Origin of the sequence: Pseudanabaena sp. SR411 (assembly GCF_002251945.1) — a bacterium.
Classification (GTDB): Bacteria; Cyanobacteriota; Cyanobacteriia; order Pseudanabaenales; family Pseudanabaenaceae; genus Pseudanabaena.
In genome coordinates, this window is record NZ_NDHW01000119.1 from 1 (window position 1) to 17,103 (window position 17,103).

General features: G+C 43.2%; 20 protein-coding genes. 9 read left to right on the plus strand and 11 right to left on the minus strand.

Features of this window, described 5'->3' with window-relative positions:
- Positions 1-85 precede the first annotated feature (85 nt).
- Entirely contained in the window at positions 86-3,241 is a 3,156-nt protein-coding gene (locus B9G53_RS12630; RefSeq protein WP_094532823.1) for a tetratricopeptide repeat protein, read from the minus strand.
- 239 nt (positions 3,242-3,480) lie between these two features.
- On the opposite strand from B9G53_RS12630, the gene B9G53_RS12635 reads away from it, so the two are divergent.
- Positions 3,481-3,732 (plus strand): DUF433 domain-containing protein, encoded by a 252-nt coding sequence (locus tag B9G53_RS12635; RefSeq protein ID WP_094532825.1) that lies wholly within the window; start codon positions 3,481-3,483, stop codon positions 3,730-3,732.
- Positions 3,729-4,091 (plus strand): DUF5615 family PIN-like protein, encoded by a 363-nt coding sequence (locus B9G53_RS12640; protein WP_094532827.1) that lies wholly within the window; start codon positions 3,729-3,731, stop codon positions 4,089-4,091. The genes B9G53_RS12635 and B9G53_RS12640 overlap by 4 nt, the downstream gene beginning before the upstream one ends.
- Here B9G53_RS12640 and B9G53_RS12645 read toward each other — a convergent pair.
- Positions 4,080-4,301, minus strand: a complete 222-nt coding sequence (locus B9G53_RS12645) for a hypothetical protein (RefSeq protein WP_094532829.1) — start codon at positions 4,299-4,301, stop codon at positions 4,080-4,082. The two genes, B9G53_RS12640 and B9G53_RS12645, sit on opposite strands and share 12 nt — an antisense overlap.
- Positions 4,302-4,305: 4 nt before the next feature.
- The gene (locus tag B9G53_RS12650) at positions 4,306-4,641 is read right to left on the minus strand and encodes a hypothetical protein (protein ID WP_254923643.1); all 336 of its coding nucleotides are present in this window, start codon (positions 4,639-4,641) and stop codon (positions 4,306-4,308) included.
- 149 nt (positions 4,642-4,790) lie between these two features.
- Here B9G53_RS12650 and B9G53_RS12655 point away from each other — a divergent pair, with 149 nt between their 5' ends.
- A complete protein-coding gene (locus tag B9G53_RS12655; protein WP_094532831.1) occupies positions 4,791-5,378 on the plus strand; it encodes a TetR/AcrR family transcriptional regulator in 588 nt (195 codons plus the stop codon).
- Positions 5,379-5,439: 61 nt separating this feature from the next.
- Entirely contained in the window at positions 5,440-6,381 is a 942-nt protein-coding gene (locus tag B9G53_RS12660; RefSeq protein ID WP_094532833.1) for an aromatic ring-hydroxylating dioxygenase subunit alpha, read from the plus strand.
- A 156-nt stretch (positions 6,382-6,537) separates the two neighbouring features.
- Here B9G53_RS12660 and B9G53_RS12665 read toward each other — a convergent pair whose 3' ends face one another.
- From B9G53_RS12665 to B9G53_RS12700, 8 genes are all read right to left on the minus strand, one after another.
- Positions 6,538-7,212, minus strand: coding sequence for a HupE/UreJ family protein (locus tag B9G53_RS12665; RefSeq protein ID WP_094532835.1), 675 nt, complete (start codon positions 7,210-7,212; stop codon positions 6,538-6,540).
- Positions 7,213-7,267: 55 nt separating this feature from the next.
- Positions 7,268-7,624 carry a nitrile hydratase accessory protein gene (locus tag B9G53_RS12670; protein ID WP_094532837.1) on the minus strand — a complete coding sequence of 119 codons (357 nt, stop codon included), beginning with the start codon at positions 7,622-7,624 and terminating at the stop codon, positions 7,268-7,270.
- 4 nt (positions 7,625-7,628) lie between these two features.
- Positions 7,629-8,261 carry a nitrile hydratase subunit alpha gene (gene nthA / locus B9G53_RS12675; protein ID WP_094532839.1) on the minus strand — a complete coding sequence of 211 codons (633 nt, stop codon included), beginning with the start codon at positions 8,259-8,261 and terminating at the stop codon, positions 7,629-7,631.
- 22 nt (positions 8,262-8,283) lie between these two features.
- Positions 8,284-9,030, minus strand: a complete 747-nt coding sequence (nthB, locus tag B9G53_RS12680) for a nitrile hydratase subunit beta (protein ID WP_094532842.1) — start codon at positions 9,028-9,030, stop codon at positions 8,284-8,286.
- A 68-nt stretch (positions 9,031-9,098) separates the two neighbouring features.
- Positions 9,099-10,118, minus strand: a complete 1,020-nt coding sequence (locus B9G53_RS12685) for a GTP-binding protein (protein WP_094532844.1) — start codon at positions 10,116-10,118, stop codon at positions 9,099-9,101.
- A gap of 76 nt (positions 10,119-10,194) precedes the next feature.
- The gene (locus B9G53_RS12690) at positions 10,195-11,178 is read right to left on the minus strand and encodes a formylglycine-generating enzyme family protein (RefSeq protein ID WP_254923644.1); all 984 of its coding nucleotides are present in this window, start codon (positions 11,176-11,178) and stop codon (positions 10,195-10,197) included.
- Between the two features lie 609 nt (positions 11,179-11,787).
- Complete coding sequence (locus tag B9G53_RS12695) at positions 11,788-12,207, minus strand: transposase (protein ID WP_094532846.1); 420 nt, start codon at positions 12,205-12,207, stop codon at positions 11,788-11,790.
- Between the two features lie 114 nt (positions 12,208-12,321).
- The gene (locus B9G53_RS12700; protein ID WP_094532847.1) at positions 12,322-12,885 is read right to left on the minus strand and encodes a YdeI family protein; all 564 of its coding nucleotides are present in this window, start codon (positions 12,883-12,885) and stop codon (positions 12,322-12,324) included.
- A gap of 124 nt (positions 12,886-13,009) precedes the next feature.
- Here B9G53_RS12700 and B9G53_RS12705 point away from each other — a divergent pair, with 124 nt between their 5' ends.
- From B9G53_RS12705 to B9G53_RS12725, 5 genes are all read left to right on the plus strand, one after another.
- Positions 13,010-13,693, plus strand: a complete 684-nt coding sequence (locus tag B9G53_RS12705; protein ID WP_094532849.1) for a cysteine hydrolase family protein — start codon at positions 13,010-13,012, stop codon at positions 13,691-13,693.
- A 35-nt stretch (positions 13,694-13,728) separates the two neighbouring features.
- The gene (locus B9G53_RS12710) at positions 13,729-15,369 is read left to right on the plus strand and encodes an ABC transporter ATP-binding protein (protein WP_254923645.1); all 1,641 of its coding nucleotides are present in this window, start codon (positions 13,729-13,731) and stop codon (positions 15,367-15,369) included.
- Between the two features lie 2 nt (positions 15,370-15,371).
- A complete protein-coding gene (locus tag B9G53_RS12715; RefSeq protein ID WP_094532853.1) occupies positions 15,372-15,725 on the plus strand; it encodes a cupin domain-containing protein in 354 nt (117 codons plus the stop codon).
- Positions 15,726-15,892: 167 nt separating this feature from the next.
- Positions 15,893-16,582, plus strand: coding sequence for a cysteine hydrolase family protein (locus tag B9G53_RS12720; protein WP_094532859.1), 690 nt, complete (start codon positions 15,893-15,895; stop codon positions 16,580-16,582).
- Positions 16,583-16,776: 194 nt separating this feature from the next.
- The coding region (locus tag B9G53_RS12725) for a MerR family transcriptional regulator (RefSeq protein ID WP_141211769.1) at positions 16,777-17,103 on the plus strand (327 nt) is incomplete at its 3' end.

The following is a 17,103-nucleotide window of genomic DNA, read 5'->3' on the forward strand; positions in this document are numbered from 1 at the left end:
CTTTCTAAGGGGGGTAGGGGGGGATCTTTAGTCGCCTTGCAAGCTTGAATAAGTTTTTTGGCTACGTTTGGAGGGTTGATCCCCCCTACCCCCCTTGCAAAGGGGGGCTTTTTGCTAGTTGTTGAATTTGTTCTAACAAACTCTGAACTGTGGCTGCGTCGGGAGATTTGAGGTGTAGCAGGATGGCGCTCGCTTCTTGGAGATTGGAAATCGCCGTTTTAAATTCACCATTCATGGCTAATGATTGCCCCAACATAGTAAGTGTCGTAGCCATTTCTTCTACATTACCAATGTGTTGTTTGATTTCCAAAGACTGCTTGTAGAGAACTATCGCTTGCTTAAATTCTTGCTTTTGAGCATAAATCCCAGCTATTTGATGCAAGATAATGGATTCATATTGAATATTTCCAATTTGTTGTGTGATTTCTAGAGCTTCTTGATATTGTCTTAGAGCTTGATCAACTAATCCTTGAGATGCATAAATGGTTGCCATTTGCGTCAAAGTCGGGACTTTACCTTCCATGCATCCAATACGATCTGAGATTTCTTTTGACTTTTGATAGAAAGTAAGAGCTTTCTTTTCTTGCCCTTGTTGGTCATAGATATCTGCCATTTGATGTAAGTTTGCGGCTTTTGTCCGCATATCACCAATGTAATCGGCTATTTTCGATGACTCGTCAAAAAGGGATATGGCGTTCGTTACATCTCCCTTTTTGGCATAAATGGTCGCCATTTGGTGCAAAGTTGCAGCCTTCTGTAATTGATTGTCGTCTGGGCAAATTTTTAGAATCTTTTGGCAATTAGCGAGTGCTTGATCGATATTTCCTAAGCTCAGTTCAGCTTCTCCCCATCCATGCAGTAATTCCACTTTTTCCGTGATTTTTGAAGTTTGCTTGCACAAAGAAACTACTTCACGATAGCGATTATGTTTAATCAAAATATTTGAAAGTCTTGTTGCGATTTCTGCCGTAATATCTATTGATTCTGCCCTAAAAGCCAACCGATGAATTTCTAGAAACCTTTCATCAGTAGAAAATTCAGCTTCTTTATACCAAACTCGATAGAGTTCCCTTGCTGCTGTTGCATAAATCTCCTGCGTAAACTCAGGACTTAACAACTCCACCAAAATCTTCGGCACACGATAAAGATCGCCATTCACTTCCAACAAACCGATCGCCTTGGCTCGATCTTGATGCACCTTGAGATTCTCAACTCCCTCACATACCTTCGCAAACACCAACTCAGGCACAGGCAAATCAAACACCAAACCCAGCTTTAACATTTCCCGCAAATCTGGACTTTGCTGAGCCAGTAACGTCTCCGCGAGAATATGTTCACGAAACTCAGTTTGCTTCGCTATCATCCGATCCAAAACTTCCTGCTTTTGTACCTCCGTCAACAGATCGTTCGGCAAAATCGCCGCCAACCACTCCAACAACCTCGGATTCCCATCCGCCACCGCGATCGCCTGTTTTTGCAACGCCACCAAAGGCTCCGCATCCTCACGCGACAACATCGGCAACTTAAACCCCGCAAGGCGATCGCACTTCTTCTTGAGATCCACACCCTGCAACGAAAACAACGGTACGCGAAACAGCCTTGCATTTAGCGCCACGTCGGGCAAATTAAAATCATAGCGACAGGTCACAATCAACCGATGGCGCAAACCAGAACGGGCGATCGCACTCACCAAAGCCATCAAAGGCTCCACCACCTCATACTTCAGCACCCATGCCCCAAACGCATTCTCTTCCAGATTCACCTCAAAATCATCCAACACAAACATCAAACAGCGATCCTTATCGTTCATGCCCTCCTTGAGAAACTTCGTCAACTTCTGCATTAGCGGTAACTTGCCATTGAGAACCTCATGCCCCGCCTCAGAAGTGCAATTTCTCGCCAAATCCTGCAACAGCTTCCCTTCATCAAACTGCTTGTAATTAAAAATCGTGTCATAGTTCGAGTTTTGCGGATCGGCAATCCGTTCCAACAACCGCTTCGCCACCGTCGTCTTACCCAAACCACCCATCCCATGCAACAACACACCCAGATCACTCCCCTGCAACCGCCGCAAACAAGTCTGCAAGATCCGCCGCCGTCCCACAAAATCCTCGCGCCGCACCACCCTCGGCGTAGTCGCATCATCAGGATCGAGAAATAACTGCTCGATCTCTGAAGTCAAGGGCAACAGGCGATCGCCCAACGGCAACACCAACGCCGCCAAACTCACATCCAACTTGCCGCGCCCATACAACCGCAACAAATACCAATTAGAAATATTCTTCTCTCGCAATTTCTGATAGGTCGCCGCGATCGCCTCCACCAAACTATTCGCCGAAGCCAAAGACTCATACAAACAAGCCGCCGCCAAAGTCGCCACCTCATCCCCAATCGGACGACCCCAACCCAACACCGCCGTCAATCCCAAATTTAACAAAGCCTCCGCCATCGAAGGCGTTGCTCCCTGCTCTCCCGCCTGCCCCGTCCGACAGCCCGATAAAAATACCAAACGCGGCAACCGAAACCGCAACGCATCAACAATCTCAACCGCCTTAGCGTCATAGCGATCGCCCGTCTCTGTTTCCGTAATAAAAAACGGCTGACCATCATCCGCGATCGAAGCATGACCCGTCAAATGAAACACATCAAAATGATTGTCCCCATAGCGCCGCCAAGTCTTTTTTAACTCACTCACACAGCCACTCTCCTCCACCCGCAAAGTCAGCGCCGCCCCACGAGTCGCATCCAAAATCCGCCCCTCTTCCCCCTCAAAATTCAAGCGCGGCTCCACACCTTCAGGATCGGTCGCCATAAACATCACCCGCAAAGGGCGATCGGCTGACTCGCTTGTTACCACTTCTCCCTTAGTCCAGCGCACGGTTACAACCTTCGGAAAAGTGCGATCGATCAAAAATCCCTCGCGATCGTGCAGCACCTCCCAAGGCAAATGCGGCAGTTTCGCTAGATTAGCGATCGCCAAAACCAACAATTCCCCCTGACAGTCCGCCACAGCACGACTCAACCAGCGCCCATCCCCATCCAACCAGCCAAATAATTTCTTCCCGATTGCCTCAGGATCAGGCATAGACACATAAATATCCCGTTCTGCTAAAGCGATCGCATCCTCAATATCACTAATCCGCAAGATCTGCTTTTCATAGCCCTGACCCTTCAGCTTTTGATACCGCAACTCAACCGATGCCTTATTGTGCGGGTGCAACTCGATATAAAGAATTTGCACAAACTACTCCATAACTCTAAGTAGATATTCCCAACTCGTAGGATGTGTTAGCGCCAGCGTAACGCATCTAAACCTTGCTCATGGTGCGTTACGGATTCGCCTAACAGCACCCTACAACTACTCCCAAGTTGTTTGCAAAATTTTTCGCTGTTAAGCTAGAGCAAGCTATATTTCATTAAAGCATTTCTTTTATTTTTTGCATTTCACCTTCTTAACCAAATCCATAGGAGGTTAACCTCATGACCACGCTAACTGGACTAGATCGCATCACCTTTGACCCACAGATTATGGCTGGACAAGCTTGCATTCGTGGAATGCGGATACCTATTTCTCTAGTTATCAACCTAATTGCCAATGGTTTATCGATCGCGGAAATTATTGAGGACTATCCATATCTCGAACCAGAAGATATTCAACAATCCCTAAAATACGCCGCATGGCTAACTCAAGAACGGGTGATTTTCTTGCCACAAACCGCCCAAGCTGTATGAAGTTTTTAGGTGATATGGGCATCTCTCCCCGCACGATCGCACTTTTACGTGAGAGCGGTTATGATGCAATTCATCTGGTCGAGCAAAAACTAGAGCGGATGCCAGATCCAAATATTTTAGAAAAAGCTCGGCAAGAAGGGCGAATATTGCTTACAGTGGATTTAGATTTTACTCAATTGCTAGCAATTAGCGGTGAAAGCTTACCTAGCGTGATCTTATTTCGCTTGGGCAATGTCAGCCGAGAAGTAGTTAATACCTATTTACTATCTGTCTTAGAGAACTATGTGACAGAATTAGAAAGCGGGGCAATTATCTCAGTAAACGAGGCTTCCATTCGATTAAGGCGTTTACCTTTGTAAGTTTGATAGAGGTTCATTGGAACTTAGCCTTTTTTTCATCTCAGCCAAACTAATCGAAGACTCAGAGCGGCGCTCAGCCACGATCGCCAAATCATGAATATCTTCTAACATTTGCTCATATAGCTCAATACTTAAAATCACGGCTGTTTTATTACCGTTGACATCGACAATGTATTGCTCTTGAAGTAAGTCTGGCGCGATCGTAGTCATAAAGTTAACTCTCTAAAACCTTACGGATTTGCTCAATTGTCGCATTTTCTAGCAAGAGGCGATCGCCATTACGCCCAACGATCAACACCTTAGCGATCTTCTTCCCCGACTTGCCGTCCTTGTATGCTTGATACCATTTACGGATTTGTTCAGCAATAGCCAAAGCTCCAGACGCAATCCCGACGATCGTAGCGATTACCGCCATCACACCTTCGCGCTGAATCTCCTCATCCACATCATAGGAACCTTCAATTCCTTCCATAGCTAATAATTCTTCCGTCGCTGCGATCGCGCCATCACCTTTGATCGCGAATTTAATTTCTGAAATGATTTCTGTCATGATCGAGATAACCAATTGCTAATGTGATTAAAATTTTAGACCATGGTTAAGTTAGCTTAATCTCAATTCTCGCAAATAGAGCGATACTCGCGGTAAGTTTATGACAAAAGTGCTTGACAAAAACAGTTGCCTAACTTAAATTAGGTAGAGTGAGTACAAAAGCTAACCAAACTTCATCTAAAGAAGCCGTCCTAAATGCAGCCGAACATTTGTTTGCATCTCGAGGATATACGGCTGTGACCTTAAAACATGTTGCTGACAGCCTTGGCATTAAGCAAGCCTCACTTTACTATCACTTTCCTCTTGGGAAAGAAGATATGTATGTAGAAGTCATGTTGCGTCATTTAGAGAATAGGCATCTCTCTCTTAAACGTTTGATTGCTAACTCAGAGCCAATTTTAGAGAGTAGCTTGCTTGCTATAGGAGTATGGCTGATTCAGCAGCAACCCCTTAATGCTGGAAGAATGGTGATGAGCGATTTGCCAGAGCTATCTCCAGACAAGTCATCTCAACTCGAAGAAGCAATTTATCGTTGCGTATTTGCTCCAATTGAGGCGTTATTCAATCAATATCGTCATCGATTTAAAGAAGACTTTCACGATCTGGGCTTTATCGGAGGTGCTTTCTTATCCTCTTTAGAATCACTGTACGTATTCAAGAAGTATAGCTCTGAGACTGATGAAGCCTTAGTAAGTTGTTTGATCGATCTAATTTTGAAAGGATCACTCGCCAACTAAATTTTTTTTGTATTTTTACCTAACTAATTTTAGGTTGTTTATTCATAAGGAGAGACTCGCGATGTTTGACCTGTTACCTGATTTTTGGATACCCGTTATTTCTGCTGCGGAAATTGGCAATACCCCTGTAGCTGTTGAACTGGCAGGAGAGCGTCTGGTTTTATTCCGAAATTCGACTGATGATATTGGAGCGCTACTAGATCGCTGTCCGCATCGAGGCGCAGCATTATCGCTCGGTCACATTAGTGCAAAGGGATGTTTAGAATGTCCTTACCACGGATGGCAGTTTGACCAAAATGGAAATTGTACTCATGTTCCATTGAATAATCCTAATGCTCTTAAGTTATCTCGACTTGCGGCTGTAAGCTTCCCAACTAGGATCATTGCTGGGTTGGTTTGGATATTTACAGGTCAAGGCAAACCCAAAACGATTAATATTCCAACGAGTTTAATGGGAGCACATAATTCCTATTTCATTCATCATGAGGTTTGGAATGCTCATTGGACAAGGCTAGTTGAGAATGCATTGGATTATGTGCATGTGCCATTTGTGCATCGTAATTCCTTCGGCGGTGAAATTGGAGAACCAGCGATCGCGGCTGGCAGTTTTGCTAAGTTTCAAATTGTACCGACTGAACAAGGTATTCAGGTTTTTAGCTACTATCACAACATTAAATCTGGCTTTGCTTTTGAATGGTATCAGCCCAACCTAGTCGTTCTGAAATTTGATGAAATGGGAATGCCTGTGCGGATACATTCTTTTGCCATTCCAATCAACCAGCATCAAACTCGGTATTTGTTAGTTATTCAGTTCATTGATCCTGATGCTATTAGTATGATCCATGAATTTATAGAACCCATTGTTGAAGATCGAGTTGTAGTCGAATCCCAAAATGGAGAAATTCCTCTGATTGGAGAAGCGAATGTACCAACCGATCAACCAACACTTTCATTTCGTCGTTGGTATCATCAAGCAATTTCTCGTCAAGCAGTCCCTATCTAAAATGAGTTCAGGTTAAGGTAAAAACCTTAACCCGAACTCACTTTACTTAAAGATTCAACAGGCTGTATCACGTTTTGAGTTCTGTAAGAGTTCCATCTATTAACAAAAAAAGTAGGAGCAATTCATGAATTGCCCCTACTTTTTTTCAACATGTATCTAACCCTTCGGGGCTGGAATAATTAGAGATGAAATATTTGAAGCTAGAAATGCAGCCCCAATGCCACAAATTATTAAACCAGCCGATCGCAGATTGGGAGATACTTGTCCAAAATCACCCTTAAGAACTTTCTGACCGATAAAAAATGCAGTACTCGAAATCACCAACTGAATAACGGTGAATCCAGCTAAATATGCGACTAGAGCAGTAGTTTGCGCTCCAAAAATAGCTTCACCATATGCATAGCCATGAAACAAACCTGCTACCGAAGACAAACTAATCATCACCAATAAATTGGGGCTGTTCTTGATTGTCAACAAAATACCAAACAATAAAATTGAAGCAGAAACAATTGTTTCAACAACTGGTAGGGTTGCACCCAATAAATGAATCCCCGCACCAAGCATTGCCGACAGAACGAAGGCTATGGGAATAAAGATTCCTTGAGACTTGGTTGCAGCAAATAAACCAATGGTGACTATGAATGCAAGGTGGTCAATCCCAATTACTGGATGAGCCAATCCCGACAAAAAGCCTTCAAAAAAGTTGCTAGGTATTTTGCCGCCCATCGGATGGTGTGCCGAGGCAGGGCTAGCAGCTACTAAAAAGCTAAAACCAAAAGCGATCGCTAATGCCTTAGCCTGAATTGACGCGAAAATTTTAGATAAATTCATGCTCTGTAACTCGCAGATATGGATAATGAAACTATTTCTATCGGACATGCTCACTTCAAGTGGCTTTTGATTTGCAGTTCATGAATTGGAATATTTGGGCTTCTAACTCACCTGGCTCCAGAACCCCAGACCTAACAACCAGTTTTTCAAGGGTTGTGAGCCAGCATTGGTAATAGTCCCATTCTGGATCGTCTAGTTCATGAGTATCTTCCCATTCCTTGATGGTTTCCATCAGGGTTTGGCGAAACTCCTCCCATTCATAATGACCTTGCTTGGAGAGTGCGATCGCAACACCGAAAGCCATCTTTTCCCAATCCCGATCAAAGTGTAAATGTCCAGCTTTTCGTGGCGGTGCTTCTTCGGGCGAACCCATTAAGCTAGTCACCGCAAAGTGTTCAAATTTAGTAAACACAAATTTATGTCCTTGGCTTTACCTGAACTGTAGCAACACCCATCATGGCTTCTGGAGTGAGCAGAGCAGCAAGCTCTTTTTCGCTCATTCCCTCTGTTCCAGCAGGACGCATGGGTAGTACCCACCAGCGAATTTGTGCGCTACTGTCCCACACCCGCACTTCAACGGAATTATCTAACTTCATGCCAAACTCAGAGAGCACCACACGGGGTTCGCGCACGACTCTAGCTCGGAAGGTCGGATCTTTAAACCAATAAGGTGGTAGCCCCAAGGTTGGCCATGGGTAACAAGAACATAGCGTACAGACAATTACGTTATGAATTTTCGGAGTATTTTCGACAATCCTCATATGCTCCCCTTCCGCGCCAGACATGCCTGCTGGAAAATCCAACTCTTTACAAGCTGCATTGCAATCGGCGACCAGACGTTTTTTGAATTCGGGATCAACCCAAGCGCGAGCAACAAGTTTTGCTCCATTAAAAGGCCCCATCTCCGTTTCAAAATATTTCAGCACTGTATCGACGGTTTTACCTGTAATTACGCCTTTCTCGATTAAAAGGGATTCTAAGGCTTTGACCTTTGCTGCACTGAAAGTTTCGCGATCGCGACTATATTGGAAATTTGGATAATTAGTCATTGTTTTTCTCCTACAGAGCCTCTTAAATGGCTTCTATATACACTTCAAAAATATCGTTGTAATAAATCATGTTTGGTTCGGTGATGGACTCTGCCCAAAGCTCTTTTGGATCAAAGGCTAGGCTATAAACTGGCATCGGTTCACCAATGCCATCTGCCGTCGGAAAGAAATAAGCAAAGCCATTGTCATAAACCCGCACAACGGTAGCGACTTTACCCATTAGGTTGCCGGGCAAACGGCTATGTTCAGCCGAGTTTACTTCCTTGATTTTCACCTTGCTGCCCAAAGCAAATTTAGGAGGGGCAGAAATTTTTCTCATAGGAGAATCACCCTCTCGTAGATATTTCACCACTTGCTTGTCAATCTCGGGCTTTCCAGATTTAGGCAGAGGAGCTTTAGCCTTCTCGCTATTCGCTAAAAACTCAGCGGTGCGGGTGTCCAATTCTTCTTGAGTGATATAGCCCTCTGACACAAAGAAGCCAGAAATACCACCTAACCATTTCTCGTAATAGCGGAGTCGGAAATATTCAAAGGGATGCATGGCTTCTGCACCCATACGCAGGTGTCCCCAAGTCCAAAAGCTCTTGAAGGTTGTGGGGACTGACTTCATGTCATAAGCAGGTAGTGATGATGGGAGATGATTGCTTAGCGCCATCATCGCTGTGTGAATGCCAAAGATTCGTTTTTCCCATGGTTCAACGAAAACTTTGATTTGGGGGGTAATTCGGTCTAGTCCTTCTAGACCACCGAGATGGTGCTGTAGTTTCATAGATTTGTTGAGTTACTCAAATAAAACTTGATCGGATAAACGGTTAAACACTTGTTAGTGAGAGCTTTCTAAGCTGTGTAAGCAAGGGCTGGTGCTTTAGCTTGGTCAAAAGTTTGAGCATCAGGCTCCGCGAAACAACTTAGAAAGCCTGCGCGAAGCTCAGCTTTGTCTAAATTTCTGCCAATGAAAACTAATTCATTACGGCGAGTTTCTCCATGTCGCCAAGGCTTTCCGGGTCTGCCATCTAGAGTCATATGAACGCCTTGGCAAACAAATCGCCTAGGGGCATTGTCCACATCTAAGATGCCTTTCATCCGAAAAATATCAGTCCCTTTTGCCTGTACCGTCTGATAGAGCCAGCGATTGAGTTTGTCGCTGTCTATCGTACCGGGGTCGGTAATGGCTACGGAGAAAACAGAGTTGTCGTGTTCGTGGGCTTCTTCTTCTAAAAATGCTGGATCAATACTCAGGGCATTTTGGAGATCAAAAGCCTGTACGCCGAGCAGGGTATCGATGGGGATATCACAGTTTTTGGTATGGTGGATGGTGGCGATCGCATTCATCCCCCGCACTTTATTCTCTAGAGCTTGGAGAACATCCGACGATACCAAATCTGTTTTGTTCAGCAAAATCACATCGGCAAAGGCGATTTGCTCTTGGGCTTCACTGCTTTCCCAGTGCTCTGAGATGTACTTGGCATCGACCACGGTCACTACGGCATCTAGCTGCGTTTTTGCAAGCATCACCTCATCCATAAAGAAAGATTGGATGACTGGAGCAGGATCGGCTAAGCCTGTTGTTTCGATGACTAAATGATCGAAACCGCCCGCTCTTTCCATCAATTCAGCAATAATGCGAATCAGGTCACCTCTGACGGTGCAACAGATACAACCATTATTCATTTCAAAAATTTCTTCGTCAGCATTGATCACCAACTGATGATCAATGCCCACTTCGCCAAACTCATTGACAATAACAGCGATCCTTTTGTTGTGTTCCTCGCTAAGTATGCGATTGAGCAGAGTTGTTTTTCCAGCACCCAAGTAGCCTGTCAGAACTGTTACGGGAACTTTCTGAATTAAAGCCATAAATTAATGCTTCCTCTTAGAATTATCGAAATTATCGCTTCTTGAAATAACAGTAAGTAGTGAAATTATTTCCTCGCTAAGCAGTGACAACGCGGAACCCAATAGTCCGATTCAATTCTGTTTCAAGATATCCAGAGCGGCTGGCAGAACGGATTTTGCTGGGATTATCTAGCCAGCCGCCACCGCGAACAGTGCGCATTCCAGATTGGTAAGTATTTATCCGAGCCTCGCCGTTAGTGGGCGATCCGCGGTAGTCGGAATGCCAAGAATCAGCAGACCATTCCCATACGTTGCCGTGCATATCTTGCAGACCAAAGGCGTTGTGGGAAAACTTACCCACGGGCGTTGTCGATTTCCGATATTCTCCAGCAACCTCGGCATTGTAGGTATAAGTGCCGACGTAATCTGCCATCTCACTGGTGATGGTTTCGCCCGTGTTGAAAGGGGTGTATGTCCCCGCACGGCAAGCGTATTCCCACTGGGCTTCGCTAGGAAGTTGATATTTACGCCCTGTTTTTGCGGTTAGGCGATCGCAAAACTCTACTGCATCTAACCAAGACACACTTTCTACAGGTAAATCACCGCCCCGAAAATATGCAGGAGAAGGATCAAGCTCTCTCTTAACCTTCGGTAAATCTGCTACTACAGCCCATTGGGACTGGGTAATCGGGTGCTTACTCATATAAAAGGACGGGAGTTGCACACGATGGCGAGGAAATTCATAGTCCGTCATGACAGCCTCTTGTGATACTTCATTCCTTGACGCACCCATCTCAAACTGACCAGAGGCGATCGCAACCATCTCTAGTTTTTCAGCGTTTCCGATTCCGTCATCTGTAAGAAGCTCTGGAAAAAATTTGGCTGTATGTCTTTGCTGTTGATTGATTTGTCCATTTGCATCAAGTGTTGCAACACTAAATGAAAAGGTTTCGAGCTTTAAATCCTGCGATCCAGCCGCTTCACTTAAAGCGGAAGCTATAGCCCGTTCAAGATCAGCAAATACCAACCCGACACTACCCAACCCTGCATATTGAAGAAACCTTCTTCGTTTCACTTTCATCAATAATTCCTCAACTTTATTTAGTGATAGGTCAATGTCGTTTTCAGTAGATTAATTAAATTTGGCTAAGATAGAAGACTTAAAATATCGAAAAAGCCTTTTAAATACCAAGAGAAATTAAAAAACTACAGTTCAATCGAAAACCTAACTACATGCTAGATAAAAACATTTTGTTTATTTATAAAAATATTTTATTTGTCTATCTAACAAACAATTTTTTGTTTTTTATGAGTGATTTTATTAAAGATCAAATATTCCAGCTATTTTGTATTAATCAAGACATTTGCTTAATTTAACAAGCAATAAAAACACCATTAATGTCATAAATGTTTTTCTATCATGACATTTTTGTTTTTGAAGTGACACACTTGGATATTAACAGCAGAATCTCTTTAAAGCAGCATGTAAAAAGGGTGTGACCAAAACCTGATATTCAACTTAATTAATGTATAGCAAAGAAATAGTTGCTTAGGACATAAAACCAGAAGAGATTGGCAGCGCAAAGCGCTGCCAATCTCTTCTAGAGTTTTTAGTTTGTACTAGATAACTCTTTTTTACTATATTAACTGCTCAATACTTTGGACATTTTTTAATGGGAATATAGTAATCCTAAATAATTTGCGAGAAAAAGTCATAGGTAAAAAGCTTGGGAAAGTTAAAGATTTGTCGATGCGTAATAAACTCGAAAAAGAACTTAACTGCCGCAAAAGATTTACATAAATGATAGAACTCACGAATAAATTGCTTAGCCTGTAACCAGATATCTTCAATTGGCTTTTGTTTCGGATCGTTAGGCGCAAAACGTATACAAGTAATTTCCCAACTTAACTCGTCAAGCTCATAATTTGTTAAAGCAAGATAATCTTTTACCTCTTGAGAACAATGATAGCTAGCACCGTCCCAGATTACAGAAATCCGCTTATTCTGATCTTGTAAATATTTCAGAAAAGCTACAGTATTTTCAGAGTCGCCTGCACTAGCCGCTTGAATTACATATTTTTTAAACGACTTATAGCGTTTTTCAAGCAAGAGAGTTACAAAGGTTTATTTCCCCGCCTTCGGCGGGGAAATAAACCCGTACTTCACTAGACAAACGCTATAAGCTTTGAGCCAAGAACTTGAGTTCTTGGCTCAAAGCTTATCTCAGAATTGTTTGGGCTTACTTTGATTTTCCGCGGAACTTACAATTTCTCTAATTCTCTTTTGTCTTGTTTCAGCTTTTTTCGCTAAAGTTATCCATTGCAGCAGATTTCTTTTATCTGTTCGACTTAAATTCAGAAAATACTCTTTTGCTACGGAACTTGAAGATAATGCTGTCAACAGGTCATCGGGAATAATTAAAGTTTCCACTGCATCAAGGACATTCCAAGAACCATTACTTTGAGCGATCGCAATGGCTTCTAGTCCCGCTTTTGTCATCAATCCTTGCTCAATTAGGCTAGCGACTTTCTCTTTATTTACCTTAGACCACACACTATTTGGCTTTCTTACACAGAAAAACTGCATGTATTTTTGATCATCAATCGACTTGACTTTGCTATCAATCCAACCAAAACATAGAGCTTCATCCACAGCATCACTGTAACTTATAGAAGGTTTACCACTATTTTTCTTGTAATAGATTAACCAAATCGAGATTTCTTGAGAGTGATTTTGAGCTAGCCACTCTCGCCACTGTTCTCGATTCTCAGGATAAAAAGTGTTCATTTTTGTTTGGCAGATTAAAGCTGCGATCGCTATAAGTTTCTGAGTAACAGTCTGGACTAACTAGATCCTCAACAATTAATACAAATCTACAATGCAATTTGTATTAATCTTAAAAAAATCACTTATGTACATCGATTCTACGCCCTACCCATACCCCTACAATGGCGATCTCAGACCCGAAAATACGGCTCTAATCATCATTGACATGCAAACTGACTTTTGTGGTGTCGGCGGCTATGTGGACAAAATGGGCTATGACCTCTCACTCACCCGCGCCCCCATCGAGCCAATCAAAAAAGTTTTAACCCTGTTTCGCGAAAAAGGCTTTTTGATTATTCATACCCGTGAAGGACATCGTCCTGACTTATCAGATTTACCAGAAAACAAGCGCTGGCGATCGCAGAGAATTGGTGCAGGTATCGGCGATGATGGACCCTGTGGCAAGATTTTAGTGCGTGGTGAAAAGGGTTGGGACATTATTCCAGATCTTTACCCGATCGCAGGTGAACCGATTATCGATAAACCCGGAAAAGGCTCATTTTATGCCACTGATCTCGACCTGATCTTGAAACGCAATGGCATTCAAAATATTATTTTGTCAGGAATTACCACCGATGTGTGCGTCCATACGACCATGCGTGATGCCAACGATCGCGGCTATGAATGCCTGATGCTATCAGACTGCACAGGCGCTACGGACTATGGCAACCACCTTGCAGCGCTAAAAATGATCGAAATGCAAGGCGGCGTATTTGGAGCAGTCAGTGATTCTGAAACATTGACTACAGCGATCGCCAAAAATTTCTAGTTAAATCGTAAAAATGCATAAAAGTATACGTCGCTATGGAAAAACCGATGCCTGACGATCTTGAGAGCGATCTTGCTGCTAATCTGGTCGAAGAAGAATCTATGAAAGAGTCGATACCAACCTTGACTATTCCATCTAGTGTTTCTGCTGATGCTTTGCGATCGCACCTACCGCCTGAACTAGAACTAGTAAATATCTCTAAGAGATTTGGTTCTTTCGTGGCAGTTGACAACGTATCACTTAAGCTTGCCCCCGGAACTTTTCACGCCTTACTTGGTGAAAATGGCGCAGGTAAAAGTACTTTGGTCAAGTGCATCATGGGATTTCATACGGCGAGTCACGGCGATATTTTAATTAACAAACATTCCCGCGATATCCATAGTCCTCGTGATGCCTATAACTATGGTATTGGCATGGTTTATCAGCATTTCACCGTTGTGCCTGCGATGACAGTTGCGGAAAACCTTCTGCTTGTACGACCTGACACACCAACGATCATCAATTGGAAAGATGAATTAGAAAAGCTGGAAGCATTCATGGCTTCGGCTCCTTTCAAAATTGATTTAAATACACCGATTTCGCAACTAGCGGCTGGACAAAAGCAAAAGTTAGAAATTCTCAAACAGCTTTATCTCAAAAGTCGCATTCTCATTCTTGATGAACCCACATCGGTTCTAACCCCCCAAGAAGCTGATGAGGTGTTAGGGCTTCTACGGGAAGAAGTCACCGCAGGAAAATTAAGCGTACTGATGATCAGTCACAAGTTTCGCGAAATTACTGCCTTTGCCGATAATGTCACAGTGCTGCGTAAAGGCAAATTCGCAGGAACAGGTTCTACCAAGGAACTATCAGTCTCAGATATGGCTGCGATGATGTTAGGTGAAGCCAAAGAAGCGCGTCAAGTTGCCAAAACAGAAGTTGCCCTAGATAATCTGGTGCTCGATGCGCGTAATCTCCATGCCGATCGCGACAATGGTTTAGAAGCAGTCTCTGGTGTCAATTTAAAAATCAAGAGTGGCGAAATCGTTGGTGTCGCTGGTGTCTCAGGCAATGGTCAGAAGGAGCTAGTGGAAGTTCTATCTGGTCAGCGCATCCTCACGGCTGGCGAGATTTTTGTTAATGGAGATCGCTATAATGCTACCCGTAAGGAAATGTATAGCCATCAAGTGTTTTCACTACCTGAAGAACCTCTGCGAAACGCCTGTGTGCCACATATGAGCGTTGCCGAAAACTTGGCTTTACGCACCTTTGATCGTCCTCCCCAAGCTAAAGGAGGGGTTTTACTCCTGTTCAAAGCAATTCGCGAAACTGCTAAGAATTTGATCAAGGTCTTCTCCATTAAAACGCCATCGCCTGAAACTCCAGTGGGTAATCTCTCAGGCGGTAATGTACAGCGTACCGTTCTCGCTAGAGAGCTATCTGCGGAGCAAATTAAATTATTGATTGTGGCAAATCCTGTTTTCGGTTTGGACTTTGCGGCGGTTGAATATATTCACAATCAAATTGTCGAAGCGCGAAATCGTGGTGTTGCTGTCCTCTTAGTCAGTGAAGATCTGGATGAGATTTTGACACTAAGCGATCGCATTCTGGTCATGAGTGATGGTCAATTCGTTTATGAAAGCACCAGTGCTGAAGTCAATCTCGCTGAGATTGGTCAGAAGATGGCAGGACATTAACGATGATCATCAATAAACAAGTTCAGGTCTTTCCTGAATTGCTTACTCGTTCTAGCTATGATGATCTATTGTGGGAGCCATTTCGCCAAGGAGTCGAAATCTATCCTTTATATAAGAGTGATGCGGGAGCAAGTGCGGCTCTGCTGCGCTATGAAGCTGGAGCCAAGGTTCCCCATCATTCCCATTCAGGTTACGAACATATATTTGTATTGTCGGGTTCTCAAGCCGATGCCAATGGCAAATATACCAAGGGTTCTGTAATCATCAATCCTCCTGATACTAGCCATCAAGTCTCTAGTGAAGAAGGCTGTGTAGTTCTCATTGTCTGGGAAAAACCTGTAATCATTAAAGAATAATTCAAAAGCACAAAATGGCTACGCCATTTTGTGCTTTTAAACCCTTTACTGAGTTTGGTTTTCAATTCACAAAAGTGTCGTCACACTTTTGTGAATTGGTACAATTCATCTATTTGTATAGATTTCGCAAAGCGATGTCTGTACTCAAAATTATTGAGGAAAAACCTATGCCTGCGATCGCTGCTCAGCCCTATGAATACGAGCTACCAACTGATAGTAAGGTGGCGCTCGTGATTATTGATATGCAACGTGATTTTCTAGAACATGGCGGTTTTGGTGATGCCCTAGGTAATGATGTCACTCAACTCCAAAGCATTGTACCAACCGTTAAAAAGCTATTAGAAACATTCCGATTGCTAAATTTTCCAGTCATTCATACAATTGAGGCGCACTCACCTGATCTGTCCGACTGTCCTCCCTCTAAGCTCAATCGTGGTCAAGGAGATCATCTCAAGATTGGCGATCAAGGCTCCATGGGTCGAATCTTAATCGCTGGTGAAGATGGGAATAACCCTATTCCTGAACTTACACCGTTAGAGAATGAAATCGTGATCATTAAGCCTGGAAAAGGTGCTTTTTGTCGGACAAATTTAGAAGAGATTTTACAAAAGGAAAATATTACCCATCTTCTATTTACAGGGGTAACTACGGAAGTTTGCGTACAGACAACCATGCGCGAAGCCAACGATCGCGGCTATGAATGTCTACTGATCGAAGATGGAACTGCTAGTTATTTCCCAGAATTTAAGTCGTCAACTATTGAAATGCTTCGCGCTCAAGGTGGCATTATTGGCTGGACAGCTAATGCTGATGCAGTAATTTCCGCCTTAGCACCTAAAGCCATGGCGATCGCATAGGTCATTTACAGTGCTTTGCGTTCAAACCCAACCCAAGAAAAGCTTTAAAAGCATTGCTTTGCAATGCTTTTAAAGCTTTTCTTATAGTTTCTTTGATCAAAAATTACTGTATTTCTTCACTAAAGTAGCGATCGCTATATCATAGTAAAATATTTATGTATATGATAAGTTCCTAGAATAGTTTCTAAAGTGGTATGGAAACAATTAAAAATCGCCCAGTTGGTAATGCTCGTGGTTGGCTAATCGGTGAACTCAGTCATTTGGTCGAGATTCCCATTCAAACTATTCGCTATTACGAACGTCTGGAATTATTGCTCAAACCGCATCGAACTGAGCAAGGCTACCGAATCTACTCTACAGATGCGTTGGAACGTCTTTTATTTATTCAAGGAGTCAAAGCTTTTGGACTTTCTCTTGATGAGATCAAACAACTGCTGGATTTACAAGCTACGCATACCATCCCCTATGCAACCTTCAAACTGATGGTACAGCAGAAGCTGGATAAACTGGATTTGTTTGAT